The sequence below is a fragment of the Bradyrhizobium sp. BRP23 genome (genome assembly GCF_020194135.1).
Classification (GTDB): Bacteria; Pseudomonadota; Alphaproteobacteria; order Rhizobiales; family Xanthobacteraceae; genus Bradyrhizobium; species Bradyrhizobium yuanmingense.
In genome coordinates this window covers 513,351-531,511 of record NZ_JADYVW010000002.1, presented here as the reverse complement: position 1 = coordinate 531,511, position 18,161 = coordinate 513,351, and the positions used below count along the sequence as shown (strand labels likewise).

The 18,161-nt window shown below is 58.5% G+C and carries 10 protein-coding genes; 3 read left to right on the top strand and 7 right to left on the bottom strand.

What is annotated here, in order from left to right:
• Positions 1-50 precede the first annotated feature (50 nt).
• The 6 genes from I6F24_RS06955 to rfbC all read right to left on the bottom strand — a co-directional run bounded on the left by I6F24_RS06955 (position 51) and on the right by rfbC (position 11,196).
• Entirely contained in the window at positions 51-371 is a 321-nt protein-coding gene (locus I6F24_RS06955) for a hypothetical protein (protein ID WP_225151482.1), read from the bottom strand.
• Positions 372-381: 10 nt separating this feature from the next.
• Entirely contained in the window at positions 382-7,662 is a 7,281-nt protein-coding gene (locus I6F24_RS06950) for a DUF4082 domain-containing protein (RefSeq protein WP_225151479.1), read from the bottom strand.
• A 110-nt stretch (positions 7,663-7,772) separates the two neighbouring features.
• Positions 7,773-8,660, bottom strand: coding sequence for a glucose-1-phosphate thymidylyltransferase RfbA (gene rfbA / locus I6F24_RS06945; RefSeq protein WP_036029168.1), 888 nt, complete (start codon positions 8,658-8,660; stop codon positions 7,773-7,775).
• The gene (gene rfbD / locus I6F24_RS06940; RefSeq protein WP_036029222.1) at positions 8,569-9,558 is read right to left on the bottom strand and encodes a dTDP-4-dehydrorhamnose reductase; all 990 of its coding nucleotides are present in this window, start codon (positions 9,556-9,558) and stop codon (positions 8,569-8,571) included. The genes rfbA and rfbD overlap by 92 nt, the downstream gene beginning before the upstream one ends.
• 7 nt (positions 9,559-9,565) lie before the next feature.
• Positions 9,566-10,624 (bottom strand): dTDP-glucose 4,6-dehydratase, encoded by a 1,059-nt coding sequence (rfbB, locus tag I6F24_RS06935; RefSeq protein ID WP_036029219.1) that lies wholly within the window; start codon positions 10,622-10,624, stop codon positions 9,566-9,568.
• A gap of 14 nt (positions 10,625-10,638) precedes the next feature.
• Positions 10,639-11,196 (bottom strand): dTDP-4-dehydrorhamnose 3,5-epimerase, encoded by a 558-nt coding sequence (gene rfbC, locus I6F24_RS06930; RefSeq protein WP_036029165.1) that lies wholly within the window; start codon positions 11,194-11,196, stop codon positions 10,639-10,641.
• 341 nt (positions 11,197-11,537) lie between these two features.
• Between rfbC and I6F24_RS06925 the strand changes: the two genes are divergently transcribed.
• The 3 genes from I6F24_RS06925 to I6F24_RS06915 all read left to right on the top strand — a co-directional run bounded on the left by I6F24_RS06925 (position 11,538) and on the right by I6F24_RS06915 (position 17,583).
• Positions 11,538-13,874, top strand: coding sequence for an AAA family ATPase (locus I6F24_RS06925; protein WP_225151536.1), 2,337 nt, complete (start codon positions 11,538-11,540; stop codon positions 13,872-13,874).
• A 78-nt stretch (positions 13,875-13,952) separates the two neighbouring features.
• The gene (locus I6F24_RS06920) at positions 13,953-15,965 is read left to right on the top strand and encodes a hypothetical protein (protein WP_036029163.1); all 2,013 of its coding nucleotides are present in this window, start codon (positions 13,953-13,955) and stop codon (positions 15,963-15,965) included.
• A gap of 148 nt (positions 15,966-16,113) precedes the next feature.
• The gene (locus I6F24_RS06915; RefSeq protein ID WP_036029161.1) at positions 16,114-17,583 is read left to right on the top strand and encodes an exopolysaccharide biosynthesis polyprenyl glycosylphosphotransferase; all 1,470 of its coding nucleotides are present in this window, start codon (positions 16,114-16,116) and stop codon (positions 17,581-17,583) included.
• A gap of 62 nt (positions 17,584-17,645) precedes the next feature.
• On the opposite strand, the gene I6F24_RS06910 is transcribed toward I6F24_RS06915, so the two are convergent.
• Positions 17,646-18,014 carry an H-NS histone family protein gene (locus tag I6F24_RS06910; protein ID WP_036013596.1) on the bottom strand — a complete coding sequence of 123 codons (369 nt, stop codon included), beginning with the start codon at positions 18,012-18,014 and terminating at the stop codon, positions 17,646-17,648.
• Positions 18,015-18,161 lie beyond the last annotated feature (147 nt).

Below are 18,161 nucleotides of genomic sequence, written 5' to 3'. Positions count from 1 at the left end.
GCGCGGGCGCGTCCGCAACCCGGTCCTTCGCGCCGCCAGCGGCATCGATGTCAGCGGAAGTTCGAAGAGGCATTCAGAGACCGTGTGTTGTGCGCCAGCGCATCACGTACTCCCGACGCACCGTTGTGCGATTGAGCTGGCTGGTTCCGCCGGACGACGCCCGCATCGACCAGGCCCTGGAGCGCCTTCTGCATTATGTCGACCGAGTTAGCGAAAGATTCGACCGAAAAGATCAGCCGCTGAGAAAATACGCGCTTCGGAGCGTTGTTGGCGTCACGCTCTGTCGGTGAAAGACTGACCAGATCGACGCGGACGATGGTTCCACTGACGGTAATTTCTTCGATTCCATCGGTATAAAGTTCGGCGTGCATCTTACGTCTCCTATGCTGCTAGCTGAGGTCTGAACAGGACGTCTACGGCGTAACTCGTCGCGTTGAAACTGCTCGTCGGGAACAAACTATCGGTCCCATACGCGTAAACGCCGTTGCCGCCGCTCGACGACGACGACGGAGCCGTTAGCGGTCCACTCGTGAGGGAGCTGGCGAAGAGGTTTGGATCCGCAGAATAGCCCCCCGCACTGTGGTAAGACGCAATATACGTGGTCCCCGCCGCGATCGTCACCGGAGTGCTGAAGCTGACCTGCTGCCAGCCACTCGCCGTTTCGTTGGTGAACGTGGCCGTCGCCAGAAGCGTGCCGGTACTGCTCCACAGATCGGCAACGTGCGTACCCGTGTTGGACGGTCCCTTGTAGAAGCGTAGCCCGATGATATCACCTGGGGCGGAGGCCTGGAATTTCATACCAACCTCGATCGCCTGGCCATCGTTGGCCGATACAACACTCGGCGTGGGATTGGAGCTGAACAGGCTAACGACGTTGGACGATGGGGCATGCACCGTCACGTTGACGGAGGCGCTTGCAGTGCCGCCACGGCCGTCTGAGATGGAGTAGTCGAAAGAAGTCGGCCCGGTAAAGCCGCTCGCTGACGTAAACGTCACCGAATTGTTCTGGGCGTTGAAGCTGGCGGTCCCATTAGCGGCACCGCTCACGCCAGTGATCGTCAGAGCGTCTCCGTTCGGATCGGTATCGTTGGCAAGCAGTGCCGCCCCGTCGATAGTGAGAGGGACGCCTTGAGTGGCGTGGAAGCCGCTGTCAGTCGTAGCCACCGGTTGCTGGTTGCTGCCGCTGGTTCCGTTGAAGACGACGTCGACCCAGTAATTGCTGGCGTTGTACGTGCTGGTCGGGAACAGATTGCCGGCGCCGTAGGTGTAGACGCCGTTGATGCTCGCAGGAGCCGTGAGTGGACCGCTGGTGCGCGCGGTGGTGAAGTAGTTGGTGGTGGACGCATAATGACCATTGCTGTGAAAGCTCGCCACATAGGTCGTGCCAGCCGAGATGGAGACGGGATTGCTGAATGTGACGGTCTGCCAGCCACTGCTGCTCTCGTTGGTGAACGTCGCACTCGCCAGCAGCGTGCCGGTACTGCTCCACAACGAGCCCGTATGAGTCCCGGGGTCGTTTGCACTCTTGTAGTACTTGACGCCAGTGATCGTGCCGGCCACGGAGGACGTAAATTTCACGCCAAGATTGACTTGCGACGCATCGGAATCCGACAGGATGGCCGGCGTGTCCGAGCTCGAGAACAGGCTCACGGTTGAGGGCGTTGTCGTCACCGTGAGATCAAACGTCTCGCTGGCTGACAGGCCGCCGAGATCGGTGGCCGAGGCCTTGATGCTGAGGGTGCCAACATTGCTGGACGTTGGTGTACCGCTGAAGGTCCGCGTCGAGGCGTTGAAGGTCAGCCATGCGGGAAGTGCCGTGCCGTCGGCGGCTGTCGCCGTGTAGGCGAGCGAATCCCCGGAATCGACGTCGGTGAAGGTACCCGCAGGCAGCGTCAACGAGAATGGCGTACCGACCGTTGCGGTCTGATTGCCGGTCTGGGCGGCCAGCACCGGCGCGTCGTTGGCGCCATGGATTGTGACGGTGAGTGTGGACGATGCCGTGGCGCCGGCGGCGTCGCGCATCGTGTAATTGAAGATATCGCTGAGCGTGTCGGTCGACTGCCGCAAGGCCTGCACGGCCGCATCGGTCTCGTTGACCGTATATGTGAAGCCGCCCGAGGCATTGAGCACAAGGCTGCCGTGCGCTCCAGACAGCGCTGAACCGAGTGTGCCGCCGGTCGAGCCGAAGCTGACGGCGGTGACCGTCTTGGTGTCGCCCGCATCGGGATCGGTATCGTTGGTCAGCACGTTGCCAGTCGCCGCCGTGCCACCGACGCTGTTGCTCACGCCGCCCTTTTCGGTGGCATCAGCGGTGTCGGCGACCGCAGTTGGCGCCGTATTGTTGGGACTGGAGGAGCCGTTGAAGACGACGTCGACCCAGTAGTTGCTGGCGTTGTACGTGCTGGTCGGAAACAGGTTAGCGGTGCCGTAGGTGTAGACGCCGTTGATGCTCGCAGGAGCCGTGAGCGGACCGCTGGTGCGCGCGGTGGTAAAGTAGTTGGTGGTGGACGCATAATGGCCATTGCTGTGAAAGCTCGCCACGTAGGTCGTGCCAGCCGAGATGGACACGGGATTGCTGAATGTGACGGTCTGCCAGCCACTGCTGCCCTCGTTGGTGAACGTCGCACTCGCCAGCAGCGTGCCGGTACTGCTCCACAACGAGCCCGTATGAGTCCCGGGGTCGTTTGCACTCTTGTAGTACTTGACGCCAGTGATCGTGCCGGCCACGGAGGACGTAAATTTCACGCCAAGATTGACTTGCGACGCATCGGAATCCGACAGGATGGCCGGCGTGTCCGAGCTCGAGAACAGGCTCACGGTTGAGGGCGTTGTCGTCACCGTGAGATCAAACGTCTCGCTGGCTGACAGGCCGCCGAGATCGGTGGCCGAGGCCTTGATGCTGAGGGTGCCAACATTGCTGGACGTTGGTGTACCGCTGAAGGTCCGCGTCGAGGCGTTGAAGGTCAGCCATGCGGGAAGTGCCGTGCCGTCGGCGGCTGTCGCCGTGTAGGCGAGCGAATCCCCGGAATCGACGTCGGTGAAGGTACCCGCAGGCAGCGTCAACGAGAATGGCGTACCGACCGTTGCGGTCTGATTGCCGGTCTGGGCGGCCAGCACCGGCGCGTCGTTGGCGCCATGGATTGTGACGGTGAGTGTGGACGATGCCGTGGCGCCGGCGGCGTCGCGCATCGTGTAATTGAAGATATCGCTGAGCGTGTCGGTCGACTGCCGCAAGGCCTGCACGGCCGCATCGGTCTCGTTGACCGTATATGTGAAGCCGCCGGAGGCATTGAGCACAAGGCTGCCGTGCGCTCCAGACAGCGCTGAACCGAGTGTGCCGCCGGTCGAGCCGAAGCTGACGGCGGTGACCGTCTTGGTATCGCCCGCGTCGGGATCGGTATCGTTGGTCAGCACGTTGCCAGTCGCCGCCGTGCCACCGACGCTGTTGCTCACGCCGCCCTTTTCGGTGGCTTCAGCGGTGTCGGCGACCGCAGTTGGCGCCGTATTGTTGGGACTGGAGGAGCCATTGAAGACGACGTCGACCCAGTAGTTCGAGGATTTGAAGGTATTCGTCGGGAACGTGCTTCCGGATCCGTAGGCATAGACTCCGTTGCCGACAGCCGGAGCCGTTAGCTGCCCGTTGGCAAGCGATGTCGTGAAATAGTTCTGGGTTCCAGAATAGTTGCCGTTGGTGTGGTAGGATGCGACATAAATGGTGCCTGCCGTAATCGTCACAGGCGTGGAGAAGTTGACCTGCTGCCAGCCGCTGGCTGTCTCGTTCGTGAATGTCGCAGTTGCGAGCAGAGTTCCGGTCGAGCTCCAGAGATCCGCAATATGGGGACCCGTATTCAACGATCCCTTGTAGAAGCGCAGGCCGGTTATTGTCCCGTTCACCGATGCAGTGAACTTGACTCCGACTTCGACAGGGCTCGTATCCCCGGAATTGGGGACGCTTGGCGCATCATTGGTGCCGAACAGGCTCTGCGCGGAGACCGGATAGTTGACCTTGAGGGACACTTGGCCGGAACCACTTTGGCCGCTCGTGTCTGTGATCGTGTACGTGAAACTTGCCGCGCCGGCATAGCCATCGGTAGGAGCAAAGGTCACCGTCTGGTTCTGCGAGTTGTAGCTTACGCTTCCGTTGACCGGGTTACCGACGCTGGTAAGCGAGAAAGCCAGCCCGGAGGGGTTGGTGTCGTTCGCAAGCAACGTCGATGCCGCGATATTCAGCAAGCCATTCTGGGTAACCGTGAAGCCACTGTCGCCATTAGCTTGTGGCGACGCCACGCCTGAATCATCGAAAACGACGTCTACCCAATAATTCGGAGCTTTCGTTGAGGAAACGGTGCCGGGGAAGGTCGGGCCGCTGCCATAGGCATAGACACCGTTGAGACTGCTACCCGGCGCGGTGAGCGCACCTTTCGTAACGCCTCCATAACCGATGAAGTAGAAGTCGGTCGAGGAATAGTGACCGGTGTTCGCGTGATAGGAAGCAACATACGTCGTGCCAGCGTTCACGCTGACAGGCGTGGCGAAATTGACCTGCTGCCAGCCGCTCGCGGTTTCATTGGTGAAGGTGGCGCTCGCAAGCAGCGTACCGTTTGCGGTCCAGAGATCTCCGATGTGGGTGCCAGTATTCTGAGGCCCTTTGTAGAAGCGAATGCCGGTGATCTTCCCCGACACGGCCGGGACGAATCTGACGCCGAGCTCAACCGAGGCGGAGTCGCTGTCTGAGAGCAACGCAGGCGTATCGGCACTACTGAAGAGTGTCAGGTTGGAAGATGGTGTGACCGTGTAGGTTGTGCCCGCACCGGATGTTTCCAGGTTCAGGCTGTCGTCGACCGCCCTGGTTCTGAGATTATAGGTCCCTTTGGTCCCTGTGACGAACGTGTATGACCAGGTCGCGGTCGCCGCGCCGACATTGCTGTTGGTTGGGTGCCAGGTGTTTCCACCATCTGTGGAAATTTCGACGCCGGCAATCTTTCCGCCCGCGTCATTGGCCGTCCCCGTCACCGTGATCGATTGCCCCTCGACAACGCTGGCAGCCGAGAGATTGCCGATACTAGACGTCGGCGCCGTAGTGTCGGTCGACCGAATCGCGGCCGTCAGGTTTGCTTGCAGCGTCGCCGGCTGAACGCCCATATCAGCGAAAAGGTTGACCATCGCCTGCTGGACATTTGGGTCTACCGGAGTCGCAGGTCCGTCGTGGTCGCTTGCGAGCGCCCAGGGCCAGTTGATCGAACCGGCCGAGAATATCAGTGCGCCACTGACGGGATCCCGATGCAGCACGAGATTGTGGGTTGCCGTGCCGTTTGCGAACGTGTTGCCATAATCGAGGAGAAGCTGTCCATTCACCTGCAATGTGGTAGATGAGACACTCATCAACCCCGCTGGGCGAAATCCGTTGTCCGGCGCCGTGTCCCATTCAACGCCTAACAGGCCAGGTACGAGCGAGGCGGTCTGCCCGGGTGACGTTTGCGCGACGGCCGTATTGCGCCAGAAGCGCAACTGGGTCATTGGATACGGTATCGTGATCGTATCGTACCGGAATGCGTTGACCGCGAACAATGTACCGGTCAACTCGTTCGAGGGGAGAGGCGGACCGAACCGCGGGTCAGAGAAATTGCCGGTCGCCTGTCCCGTTGGATCAATCAACGCATTTGCGTGCGTATCCTTGTAGCTAATGAGTGTGCGATTGGCTGATCCGCTGCCATCGATGCTGGGTGCCAACCTTGTTTTCCAATAGATCTCGTTGCCTGTGAGAAATGCAAGGTTCACGCCAGCATGCGCTGCGGCCTGTACGTTGGCACGCTGAGCTTCGGTCCAATACTCGTCGTGCCCCGCGTCCATGAAGATTTTGTGATTGAGCAACAACGAGCCGTTTGTCGCAGCATCGATTCCCGAAATGTAAGAAACGTCGTACCCGTTTTGCTCGAGCCACTGAATGGCCGCAAACTCAGCCGTGAACGGGGAGTCTCCCCCCTCGGAAAAAGTTCCCTCGCCGTCACGCGTTATGAGGGGGCGATTGTAACTGACCGCGTAGGCTGATCCACGGACGCCCGGACCATTCCCGAAATATAGGTTGGCCCCTCCCCAGCCATTGTAGGCTTGCCAGTCCTGATCACTTGTCTGGAGGACGATGTCGCTGTGCGAAGCGTCGTTCCTTATGATGAATGGGATCTGGAAAATCTCGGTGCCGTTGACGACGCTGGCTATGTAGACGCCCGAGACCGCATCGGCCGGTACGCTCCAGGAATCGGTCACGCTCCAATTGCCGGCATCGACGAGCCCGGTCGACGGATCGCGCAATGGATCGGGTTGGACGACCGCCGTTGCGGCCTGATGCTGCAGGCTCGTAACCAGCCTGGCACCATCGCCGCCGTAATAGCCGAGCCGGTAGACATCGACGCGATAGTTCGGGTTGCCGGTCAGGTTGTTGATCTTGAATTGGACCGTCCCTCCGACATTGGTGCTGATTGCTGTCGCAAATCCTTCTGTCAGAGTTGAATTCTCGCCCGGCTGAATCTGCCAGACACTCTTCGGCGTACCTGGCTTCTGGTTTTCCAGTACAATGGGATTCGTGGGCGGATCGGAAACAATGGTGCCTCCCTGCCCATCGCTTTCAAAATTCCAATTCAAGTCCATCCCCGAGAACAGCAAGGAGACATTGGCCGCACCGTTGCTGAAATCGACCGTGCTGATATTCGAGCTATTGTCGTATTGGACGGTCGCCGACATCGACGATGTAAAGGGGAGATCCTTCAAGTCGATGAGGTTGCCTGGCGCAAGCGGCGCTCCCGGCGACGAACCCGCGATCAAGCCGTGGAAGTTGGCCGACTGATCGAGGACAAGCGTGCCAGTTCCCGTTTCGAACGACACCGTTATGCCGGAGAACGATCCATTCAAGAACTGGCCGGAAACCGAACCTCCGATCTCCAGGATCGCCTTGTCTGCAATCTCGAAAGATCCAGTACCGCTGACGTCACCCCTGAACTCCCCGGTCGGAATGCGATTGCCGAGGAACGCTCCAACCTCGACTGTCCCATTGTTCAGCACATCGCCTTCGACGATAAACGGCGAGCCGGCATTCAACGAAAGCGTCGCACCTGCATCGAGGATCAGACCCCCAATATCAACACCGGCCGAGCTCGTGACGACATACGTTCCTGCTGCATCGAGGAACGCAGCGTCGATGGCGCCTGGGAGCCCGGCGCTCCAGTTCGCTGCGACATTCCAGGCGCCGTCAGTCGGATGGACCCAGTGAGTGGCGCCGGGAGTGGAAGCCGATTGTGATCTCTGCGCCGCTTCGCCCGCCACAGATGAGAACGTTGGCGCCAGGCCATTATGACCGCTCGTCAAAGATGTCGAAGCTAGCAGCGCAGGCAATCGAGACCTGGAAGGTGCAGCGAAGAGAGCGGGCATGACGCCGCGCAAGCCCGCCGAGTCGGTCCGATGCGCCTGTTTGAAGAACGCGGCGTCACTCACTGGAGCGAATGATCCGCTTACTGGTCGATCAACAACCCGCGGAGCCCAGAGGCCAAGTGCGTCGAAACCCGCGAAAGCGCTCGCGAACGCCGATTCCTGCCAAAGGGCTGGAATATCCTGCTCCCAAAAAACGTGCCGAGTTCCCCGGCCGAAGGCGGTCGCCTTTTGAACCAGCATGAGCATACCGATTAAATAAATAATCGCATCTTAATATTTTAATCGCATTTTAAACCATGGTCAATTCAATACATATAATTTAAGCCGGCTTCGATATCGGCCGAGTGGTGCTAGCGCGAGGCAAACTGCGGCAGTCGCGTGATTTCGCTCAGATATTTGCCGTAGCCGCTCTTCTCCAATGGTTGAGCCAACGCTAGGAGTTGATCGCGATCAATGAAGCCAAGTCTGAACGCGATCTCCTCGAGGCACGCAATCTTCATTCCCTGCCGCTTCTCCAGGGTCTGGACGAACGTCCCTGCGTCGATGAGAGATTCGACCGTGCCGGTATCCAACCACGCAAATCCCCGCCCCATGCGTTCAACGTGGAGCGCATTGGCCGAAAGGTAACGCATCTGAAGATCGGTAATCTCGAGCTCGCCGCGCGCCGATGGCTCGACACGGCGAGCGTAGCGGACGACGCGGTTGTCGAAAAAATACAGCCCCGTGATTGCCCAGTTCGAAGCCGGCCGTTTGGGTTTCTCTTCGATCGACACGGGGCGGTCCGCTTCATCAAACGCGACCACGCCGTACCGTTCTGGGTCTCGCACGTGATAGGCAAAGACGGTTGCGCCTTCCGCGCGACCTGCCGCCCTGGCAAGCAACTCGCTCAGGCCATCGCCGAAGAAAATATTATCCCCAAGCACCATCGCCACGCGATCGCTTCCGATGAAATCGGCCCCGACAATGAACGCGTCTGCCAGACCAGCGGGGCGGGTTTGTTCGGCATAGCTAAGCTTGATCCCCCATTGGCTGCCGTCGCCTAGCAATCCCTCGAACTGACACCGATCCGACGGCGTGGTGATGATCAGAATTTCGCGGATCCCTGCCAGCATCAGCGTCGACAGGGGATAGTAGATCATGGGCTTGTCATAGATCGGAAGCAACTGCTTGCTGACCACTCGTGTGATCGGATAGAGGCGCGTTCCGCTGCCGCCAGCCAGCACGATTCCCTTCAGCATCGGCTTCTCCTTCTCCGACCAGCTGGTCCAGACAAGCTTGGAGTGAATGGCGCCAAGGCGCCAAGCGGATCCCGAACACGCGTTCGGCTTTGGATGAGTCCAGACGCGAGTTCAGAGGCCGGCGCGCAGCGGTCGGAAACTCCTCAGTCGTGATCGCCTCGAGCGCCCGAATCCGCGCTCCACGACGGGAACACTCGTGAAAGATTGCCTGCGCAAAATCGTACCAGCTTGCCTCGCCTTGGCCACCGAGATGAAAGATGCCGGCCGTGGCCCTGCGATCGTCGGTTAGTGATTGCTGAGCGATCCGAAGGACTGCTTCTGCGAGGTCGAACGCGTAAGTCGGGTTACCATGTTGGTCGCTGACAACCCTTACGACCTGCTGCGTCTCGCATAGCCGCAGCATCGTTCGGACGAAGTTGCTGCCATAGGGACTGTAAAGCCAGGAGCATCTGATCACGGTCGCGAGCGGGTGCGCTGCCAATACAGCAGCCTCCCCGGCAAGCTTGGATGCGCCGTAGACGTTCAACGGCGCCGGAATGTCGCTTTCGTCGTACGCCTCGGGTTTCGCACCGTCGAATACATAGTCGGTCGAGAGATGGATGAGCGGAATGTTCATTTGCCACGCGACATCCGCCAGCGCGGCCGCGCCATCGCGATTGATGCTGAAGGCCCTCGCCGCTTCAGATTCGGCCTGATCTACCGCCGTATAGGCGGCCGTGTTGATGATCGCAGACGGCCCGATCGACGCAATGAGCTTGTCGATACCTTCCCGATTCTCCAGATCGAGTTCTGGGCGCCCGAGAGCCACCGCAGGCAAACCGCGCGTTGTGGCAAGATCACGAAGGCACATTGCCAGCTGACCATTCCGTCCGGCAAAGAGGATTGGCCGATCTGTCATCTCCACCTCAGTTTTGGGCGGCCAGGAGACCCAGACGCGAGCCGTCATAGACCCCACTACGAGCACGCTCCCACCAGGCGCGGTTCTTGAGATACCATCCGACGGTTTCGAACAGGCCGTGTTCGAAGGTTCTGATCGGTTTCCAGCCGAGCTCGCGATGTGCTTTCGATGCGTCTATTGCATAGCGGGCATCATGCCCGGGACGATCCGGCACGAACGTAATGAGAGAACGTCTGCACCCTGCGCCCGGAGATAAGCGATCCACAACGTCACAGATCCGGGTGACGACCTCCAGGTTGGATCGCTGGGCATCTCCGCCGAAGTTGTACTTCTCGCCGGGCCTTCCTTCGTGCAAAAGTCGTATCAAGCCCGCGGCATGATCATCGACGTGAAGCCAGTCGCGGATATTCCTTCCGTCGCCATAGACCGGCAGAGGCTTCCGGTCGATCGCATTGAGAATCGTCAGCGGGATGAGCTTTTCCGGAAACTGATACGGCCCGTAATTGTTCGAGCAGTTCGACACCATCACCGGCAGGCCGTAGGTCCGAAACCACGCGAGTGCGAGGTGGTCCGCGGCGGCCTTGCTCGCCGAATAGGGCGAGCTCGGCCTGTAGGGCGTATCCTCGCGAAATAGATCATCTGGTCCCAACGAGCCGTAGACTTCGTCTGTCGACACATGGATGAATCGGAAGTGCCTCCGCCTCGAAGCCGGTAGACGTTCGTAGTAAGCTCTGGCCGTCTCCAAGAGCGTGTAGGTGCCAACCACATTGGTATTGACGAAGGCGTCGGGTCCGTTGATGGAGCGGTCGACGTGGCTTTCGGCGGCCAGATGTATGATCGCGTCAGGCTCATAGTCAGCGAACGCAAGATCCATGGCCGCGCGATGGCAGATGTCGGATTGCAGGAACGCATAAGTCTCCAGCTTCTCGATGCTCGCGAGCGAAGCCAGATTGGCTGCATACGTCAACTTGTCTATGTTGATCACTGCGGCACCGGTCTGTAGCACCAAACGGCGACAGACCGCAGAACCGATAAAGCCCGCTCCGCCGGTCACCAAGATACGCATTCTACTCGTCTCCACTAGTCGAAAACGCAACCGAGCTGGCTGAGCGTAGGAAGAGTCTGATCCTTTGGCGACACGTGGGCTTCTGAGGACGTCACGGGCCACTCGATCGCTAACCTTGGATCAGCCCAATAAACGCCACCGTCATGACTTGGGGCATAGACCTGGTCGACTTTGTATAAGACGACGGTCTTGGGCTGCAGCGTACAGAAGCCGTGCGCAAACCCCTTCGGGATGAACACCTGCTCGCCGGTTTCACTATCCAGCTGTATCGCGATGTGCTTGCCGAAGCTGGGCGATGAACGCCGGAGGTCAACTGCAATATCGAGAATCGCCCCGCTCAACACCCGTATCAACTTCGCCTGGGCGAACGGCGGCCGCTGGAAGTGCAGGCCGCGCACCGTGCCGATCTGATCCGAGCTGGACTGATTGTCTTGAACAAAGTCATGGAGAATTCCCTTCTCTGCAAACGCTGATCGCTGGAAGGTCTCAGAGAAGTAACCGCGGGCGTCGGAAAACCGATCTGTGCGAATGACTTTGACATCAGGGATCGCCAAGGATCGCAGCTCCAACATTGGGTACCCTTCTGTCCGCTCTCAATTCGTTGAGGCGGACCATAATCCCCGTCGAGATTAATCTTCACGCTCACAATCAACCACGAAACCGTCGCACGATTTCGGCGAAAGCCGTTAGATCAGCCTGCAAGTCACGGAAATCTCAGGGCATTAGCAAACGCCCCTTTGAGCAAAGCCGCCACACCTGCATTTTTCATCTCCACTTCGATTAATATATTGTCTATTTAATTTGGCAAGCAAGTTTTTATAAGGTATATAATTTCATACCATCTCGCAGATCGCTTTAAATGCCGCCTGCGGGCGGGCGGGCGCAATGTGACCAATCGTCGGACAGGTACGTGATGCTTCAGAACAATCTTCAACATGCGGATAGAATGCGGCTGCCGGTGAACGGACCGGCGCAACCCGCCCAGGCGGACGGTGGAGGGATCACCGACGTCATCAATTTCGGCATCGGGCTTCTACGGCGTCAGTATCTCGTAATCCTTGTTACCGCCGTACTCGCCACTGCGGCCAGCTTGCTCTATCTCCGTGTGGCTTCCCCAACCTATACGGCGCAGGTTCAGATCCTTTTGGCCAATCCCAGGCCTCAATTTGTCCAGCAGCAATCACTCCTCGCCGAGCCGGCCTTCGATCTCAGTCAGATCGAGACACAGCTTCAGCTCCTGAGATCAAAGGCCAATGCGGTTGCAGTAATTAACAAGTTGAAACTGGCCGAGGATCCGGACTTTAGTGCATCCGGCCTCTCTTTGCAGGCGCTCTGGCAACGAATTTGGCCATGGCCCTCGACTAGATCGAAGAAGGATGCGCCACCCGAGACGAATGGCGAACCATCGGACACTCTCGTAGACGCATTTCTCAGTCGGCTTTCCGCTGGACGTGTCGGGTACAGCCGGGTCATTGAGATCAGCTACAGCTCGAGCAACGCAGCTCGGGCCGCGGAGATCGCGAATGCGATAGCCGACACTTATGTTGCAGACCAGCTCAATGCAAAATTCGACGCCAATCGCAAGGCAACCAGTTGGCTGCAGGAGAGGCTACGTGATCTGGGGGACCAAGCCCTCGCCGCGCAACGTGCCGTCGACGTCTACAAGGCTCAGAACAACATTGTTTCTCTGGGTGGAAAGCCCATCGACGAGCAGCAGATCACGGAGATCAACAATCGATTGGCCGCCGCACGTGCTCAGACATCTGAAGCCACCGCCAAGTTGGCTCGTTATGAAACTCTCCTTGCCGTCGACCCGAAAAAGCCGTCCTCGATAGACAATCTGGATGCTATTGGAACGGATGCGCTTAACAGCCAGATTATTACCGGGCTACGCCAGCAATATCTGGAGCTCACCAGACGGGAGGCCGAGTTGGCCGCGAGGGTCGGTCGTGACCACTTGGCAGTCGTCAATATCCGGAACCGCGCGCGAGAGTTCCGCGTCTCCATTTTTGACGAGGTCAAGAGACTTGCCGAGGTCAGCCGAAGCGAATTCGAACTGGCCAAACAGCGCCAGGAAGAGATCGAAAAGCAATTATCCAAAGCCGTTTCGCAATCCCGTTCGGTCAATTCTGCTGAGCTGACCATCAAGGACTTGGAAAGCAAGGCAAAGGGCCTGCATAGCTTGTACGAGACCTTCCTTCAGCGCTACATGGGCTCTACACAGCAGGAGACGTTTCCCACCTCGGATACGCGGGTACTTTTTCCGGCTTCGCCGCCGGCGAGCAAGAGCAAGCCGAAAGCAAGGTTGATCCTGGCGTTTGGTATTCTCGGCGGTCTCGCGCTGGGCATCGGCTTGGCGCTCCTCAGAGACCTCATGGACCGCGTCTTTCGGACCTCTTCACAGGTGGAAACCGTACTGGAGTTGCCTTGTCTATCTTTGGTCCCGTTGTTGCCGGCCCGCAAATCTCCCAAACCACCAATCCGCCTTCAGAAGACCGATGATGATGTTCAGCGACGGATAGCCTCGTCTCCAACCGCAATTCATCAGACCGTGGTCGGGATGCCACTATCTCGATATACGGAGGCCATTCGTTCCATCAAGCTAGCGATCGACCACAACCCGGCGAAAATCTCTTCCCAGGTCGTCGGCATTACCTCTGCGTTACCGAATGAGGGGAAGACCACGATTGCAGCCTCGCTCGCACAGTTGATCGGGCACACCGGCAAAAGAGCTATCATCGTCGATTGCGACCTCAGGAATCCGTCACTAACCGGCATCTTCGCGCCCAAGGCGGCCTGCGGGATCATCGAAGTAGCAAACGGTAGCCGGTCGCTCGCCGAAGCTGTCTGGAGGGACCCGACGACCAATCTTGCATTTCTGCCCGCCGTGCGTCGCGGACCTTTGCTCCACACCAGCGAAATTCTTTGCGCGGACTCGATAAGCAAACTCTTCGACCGTTTACGAGCCGAGTATGACTACATCATCGTCGACCTTCCGCCCTTGACGCCGTTGGTGGATGTTCGAGCCACTTCATCCCTGATTGACTGCTACATTCTCGTTGTTGAATGGGGCCGGACCAAGATTGATGTCGTGCAACACGCACTGCACACGGCACCAAACGTTCACGAATCTCTGATTGGGGCAGTTCTCAGCAAGACCGATACCAAGGCGATGGCTCGATATGACGGTCATCGGAGCTACTATTACCATGATAGCCATTACATCCGTTACGGTCTTTCTGGCTCTTGAGGCTCGCTCATAGCGGCCTGCCCCTTTAGCTGGCCTGAGGGATCAGCGGAGTGACCGCACAATACCACGGGTGTTCACATGATGGTCCGGCTTGTCATATTGGCCGAGTTGGTGGCGATTGCCGCGGCGTTTGCAATGCCAGAAAGCCTGCAGGCCTGGGTATTGATATCGGTCGTACTCGCAACAGCGGCGCTAACGGTCGCGATCTTTCTACCTCCCTCCTCCCTCGGGCTTGCTAAACTGCTCCGTCCTAGTCTCGTCGTTGTACTCGCGGCTCCGGCGCTCTGGATGGCTTTGCAGGCGGTGCCGATGCCGATTGGCAAACTCGGCAATCCCATTTGGGCTACTGCATCGGCGACCTTAAACGAGCCCCTCGCCGAAAAAATCACAGTCGACACTACGGCGACCATGTTCTCGCTCGTGCAGTATTGCGCCGTGCTTGCTGCAGGTCTCACTGCAGCAGTCATCGCGCTTGACCGACATCGCGCAGCGCGACTGCTACATATTCTGCTGTCGATAGCCACAATCGTTACCGCCTTGTGGTTCGGCAGGGAAATAACCGGTGTGGCTGGGCCCGATGGCTCAACCGTCGCGGTGCTCGGTGTGTTGCTCTCCTGCGCAACGGCAATTCGTGCGGTCGATCAAATACTCCGACGCAGTCGGCCAGGAACAATTGCGCTAGGCCCTCTCCCTGCGTTGTCCGTCGCGACCATCGCATTGATTGTCTGTATGGCGGCGCTGCTCATTCGGGGCAACTCAACTGCACTCGTCTCGGCCCTCCTCGGCTCAGAAATCTTGCTCTCGGTGTTCGCGGTTCGCAGGTGGTTCCCGGGATTGTGGGGTACCGCTGGCGTCCTTGCGACTGCCACGATTGTCTTCATTGCCACGGCTACGGTCATTCCCTTCAGAACGAACACCGATCTGACGACCGTCTTGTCAATGAGCAGTCAGGCCGCGACAGAACGGATGCTGCAGGACGTCGCGCCGGCAGGATCCGGTGCGGGTGCTTCGACGGTACTTTTGCCGATTTATCAGGACGCCGGAGTTGGCGACTCCCTGGAAAGACCAACCGCCGCCGCCACGATCGTTATAGACATGGGGTGGGCTTTTCTCTGCGCGGTCGTGGTTGCTGCCTTGCTCTGCGCTTCTGTGCTGATCAGACGTGCTCTGTCGCGTGCTTACGATTACGTCTTCCCAGCGCTGGGCGCCGGTGCATTGATTGCAGTGACGATACTCGCGTTTTCCGATCATGGTATTCTGGGTTTAGGAGCATCGCTTCTGGTCGCTGCGCTTTTTGGGCTGGCGTTCGGTCAAAGCCTCTCCGACGCAGGACGTGACGCCATATCTTCTGGGCCGAAAGCGACGTCTGACCAAATTGCAGTTCAAGCACCTGCGCCTCGCCGAACGTTGACCCCAACGGTAGTCGCCATTTGGCCCCGCGTTAGCCTGATGGTACTTGGTATTGTGCTGATCGTGGAGGCAGCGTGGATGGCCCTTCCTGAGCGGTATCTCGGTGCAAGATCGTCTTTGCCGGTAGTTCTGTCGACTGCAGCAGCAGGGCCGAGCGCGATGTCGAAGACGATTTCCCTTGCGGCAGCGCGCAAAGATTTGTTGATCCGAGGGGAATCAACATTCAACCGGGATTCAGCTCTGGCTGCCGACGAACAAAGGACAGCTCCTCCCATGACTTCGGACGAGTTTGCCCGTGCATTGCGCTCTTCGCCACTCCGCGGCGACATTTGGCTCTTGCTCGCGGCGACGTCGAAGCACAGTTCGCCCCAGCCCAACACGGCAGCGATGCTCAGAATGTCATACTATACTGCGCCGAATGATTTGGACCTGCTTCCGTTGCGCGTATCGGTCGCACTCGCCGCAGATGTCATGGTGCGGGAGCCCGACCTGCGGGAATTGATCAAACGGGACGTCAGCCTCGTCGTTAGGCATCGCCCTGCCCTCAAGCCAACCCTTGTGACCGCGTACCGGTCAGCCTCGGCTGATGGTAAGATCTATTTCGAAGGCCTGATTTCGGAACTCGATCCGACGTTCCTCGACCAGGTGCACGCGCAGAGTTCGCAAAGGGGTTCTCGATAACCTCAAGAGCCGCGCCTCAGCCCACGCCACGATCGCAGATCGGCGACAAAGGGGCGCACGCCATTAAATTTGCGGAACCCGGGTTTTTGCTTGATAAGCGCGATTAATTAATAAATAATTAAATATTAAATCGCAGAGCCCCCGGCACATGAATTTCGTGAACCGACATTTCCCCGATCGGGAGGTTACGGATCGCCTCAGTCCCGAACCGACGGTATTCCGCGAGCCCAAATGGCCCCTCCGTTATGACGCGATCGAGCACGTGGTGCTCGGTGCTGATGTTGCGACTATTCTGTTCGCCAGTCTCGTCTCTACATTGCTTTACCAAGCTCAGTATGGGCAAGCCGCGGCCAACTTGGCCAACGCCCTTGGCTTGGCGCTGGTTAGCGCAGCTTGTCTCGTTTGCCTGCTGAAGACCTACGGCCTTTATCAGCCGGTTGAGCTCCTCGTCCTCCGAAACCAGATGCGCGCGGTCTGTTTAGCTTGGATGTCTTCAGTACTTTTCATCTTGGCGGTGTACGGCTTCGCAATTCGCCCGGAGACCTCTCAGCACCCAGGCCTGCTCTTCGCGGTCTTGAGCCTGAGCTTACTTTTGGGCGAACGGTGGGGAGTCAAGGTGCTTCTCGGAAGGGCCCTGAGCGGCAGGAGGTTCGCCACTACAAACATTGTTCTGATCAGCGATCAACCATTGGCGAAGAACGTGGGATTGTCCGAGACCTTGTCGATGCACGGGTATCTCGTCAAGAAACGGTTCAGCTTGCCTCCGTTAGGCTTCGGTCCTGCCTGCCGAAGGCGGCTCACGACGCGCGTCATCGACTACATCCGCACTTGCCATCTTGATCAGGTGGTGGTGGAAGCTGAACCGGAGCGATGGCCCGAACTGCGAGCCTTTGTTGCCGATCTGCGCGTTTTGCCCTTCCCGATTATATTCGTGCCCGTTGGCACGACATCCGAATTGCTTCGACACCCCAAGCGGAGTCTTGGAAGCGCCGTTTGTGTAGAGCTCCAGCGTGGCCCCCTCACACCGCTGGAGTGCGCGATCAAGCGGACGATTGACGTTATCGGTGCGGGCCTCGCATTGGTGATGCTCGCCCCGCTGCTTGCGCTCACCGCGGTGGCGATCAAGTTAGATTCCCCGGGTCCTGTATTCTTTCGGCAGCAACGCTGTGGCTTTAACGGCCGAATCTTCTTGATCCGTAAATTCCGGACCATGCGTGTGCTCGAGGACGGGCCCGTAATTCTTCAGGCCAACCGCGCCGATCGACGCGTTACCCGCGTCGGCAAATGGCTGCGCCGAATGAGCTTCGATGAATTGCCGCAACTGCTAAACGTTCTCGATGGCAGCATGTCGCTCGTGGGCCCGCGTCCTCACGCCGTGGCTCACGACAGTGAATTTGACAAGCTTGTGCGAAACTACGCGCTTCGGCACCGGGTCAGGCCGGGATTGACTGGCTGGGCTCAAGTCCATGGCTGCCGGGGCGCCACTCCCACAGCAGTCATGGTCGAAACACGTGTCCAATATGATCTCTGGTACATCGACAACTGGAGTCTTGGGTTGGATCTCGCAATCCTCCTGCGAACTCCGGTAGAGGTCTTGCGAGGGCGCAATGCCTACTAGAGCACAGATCATGCGAGTAGCGCCTCTTATTGGCCCTTACACTCCTGCCAATTACCGATTAGTCACGCGCGCTGGCGAAGCTTCGGACTTGCTTCGCCAATGCGAAACTCTTCAATTCTCCGGCCAGACTTCATTGCGGCAACCAACCAGCGCGGCCGCTTACCACGTCCCGACCAGGTCTCGGCCGTCTGCGGATTCCGATATTTCGGCAGCACCCGAGGATATTTGCGTCTCGGCTTGCCGGTCGAAGACGCGCCTGCCGGGCTCGAATCCGCCAAAACAGCCATCCCGCCCCCAAGTGCCGCCAAGCGCTTTTCCAGCTCGTTCTTTTCCGCCTTGATCCGGTCAGACAGGATCCCGCTGATTTCCTCATGAAGCGACCAGAGATCGTCAAGGGACATCGCTTCTAACTCAAGTTTCTTAGCCGCCATGATCTCACCGTGTAGTTGCGCCCAACCCAATATTGCCTCTGTCGATATATTAATCAAGACAGAGAGCCCGATTATCCCAGAAGAATGTTTGGAACCGAACTGGAACTCGCGCTCCAGATAACTGGGTCCACGTTAATAATCAAGCCA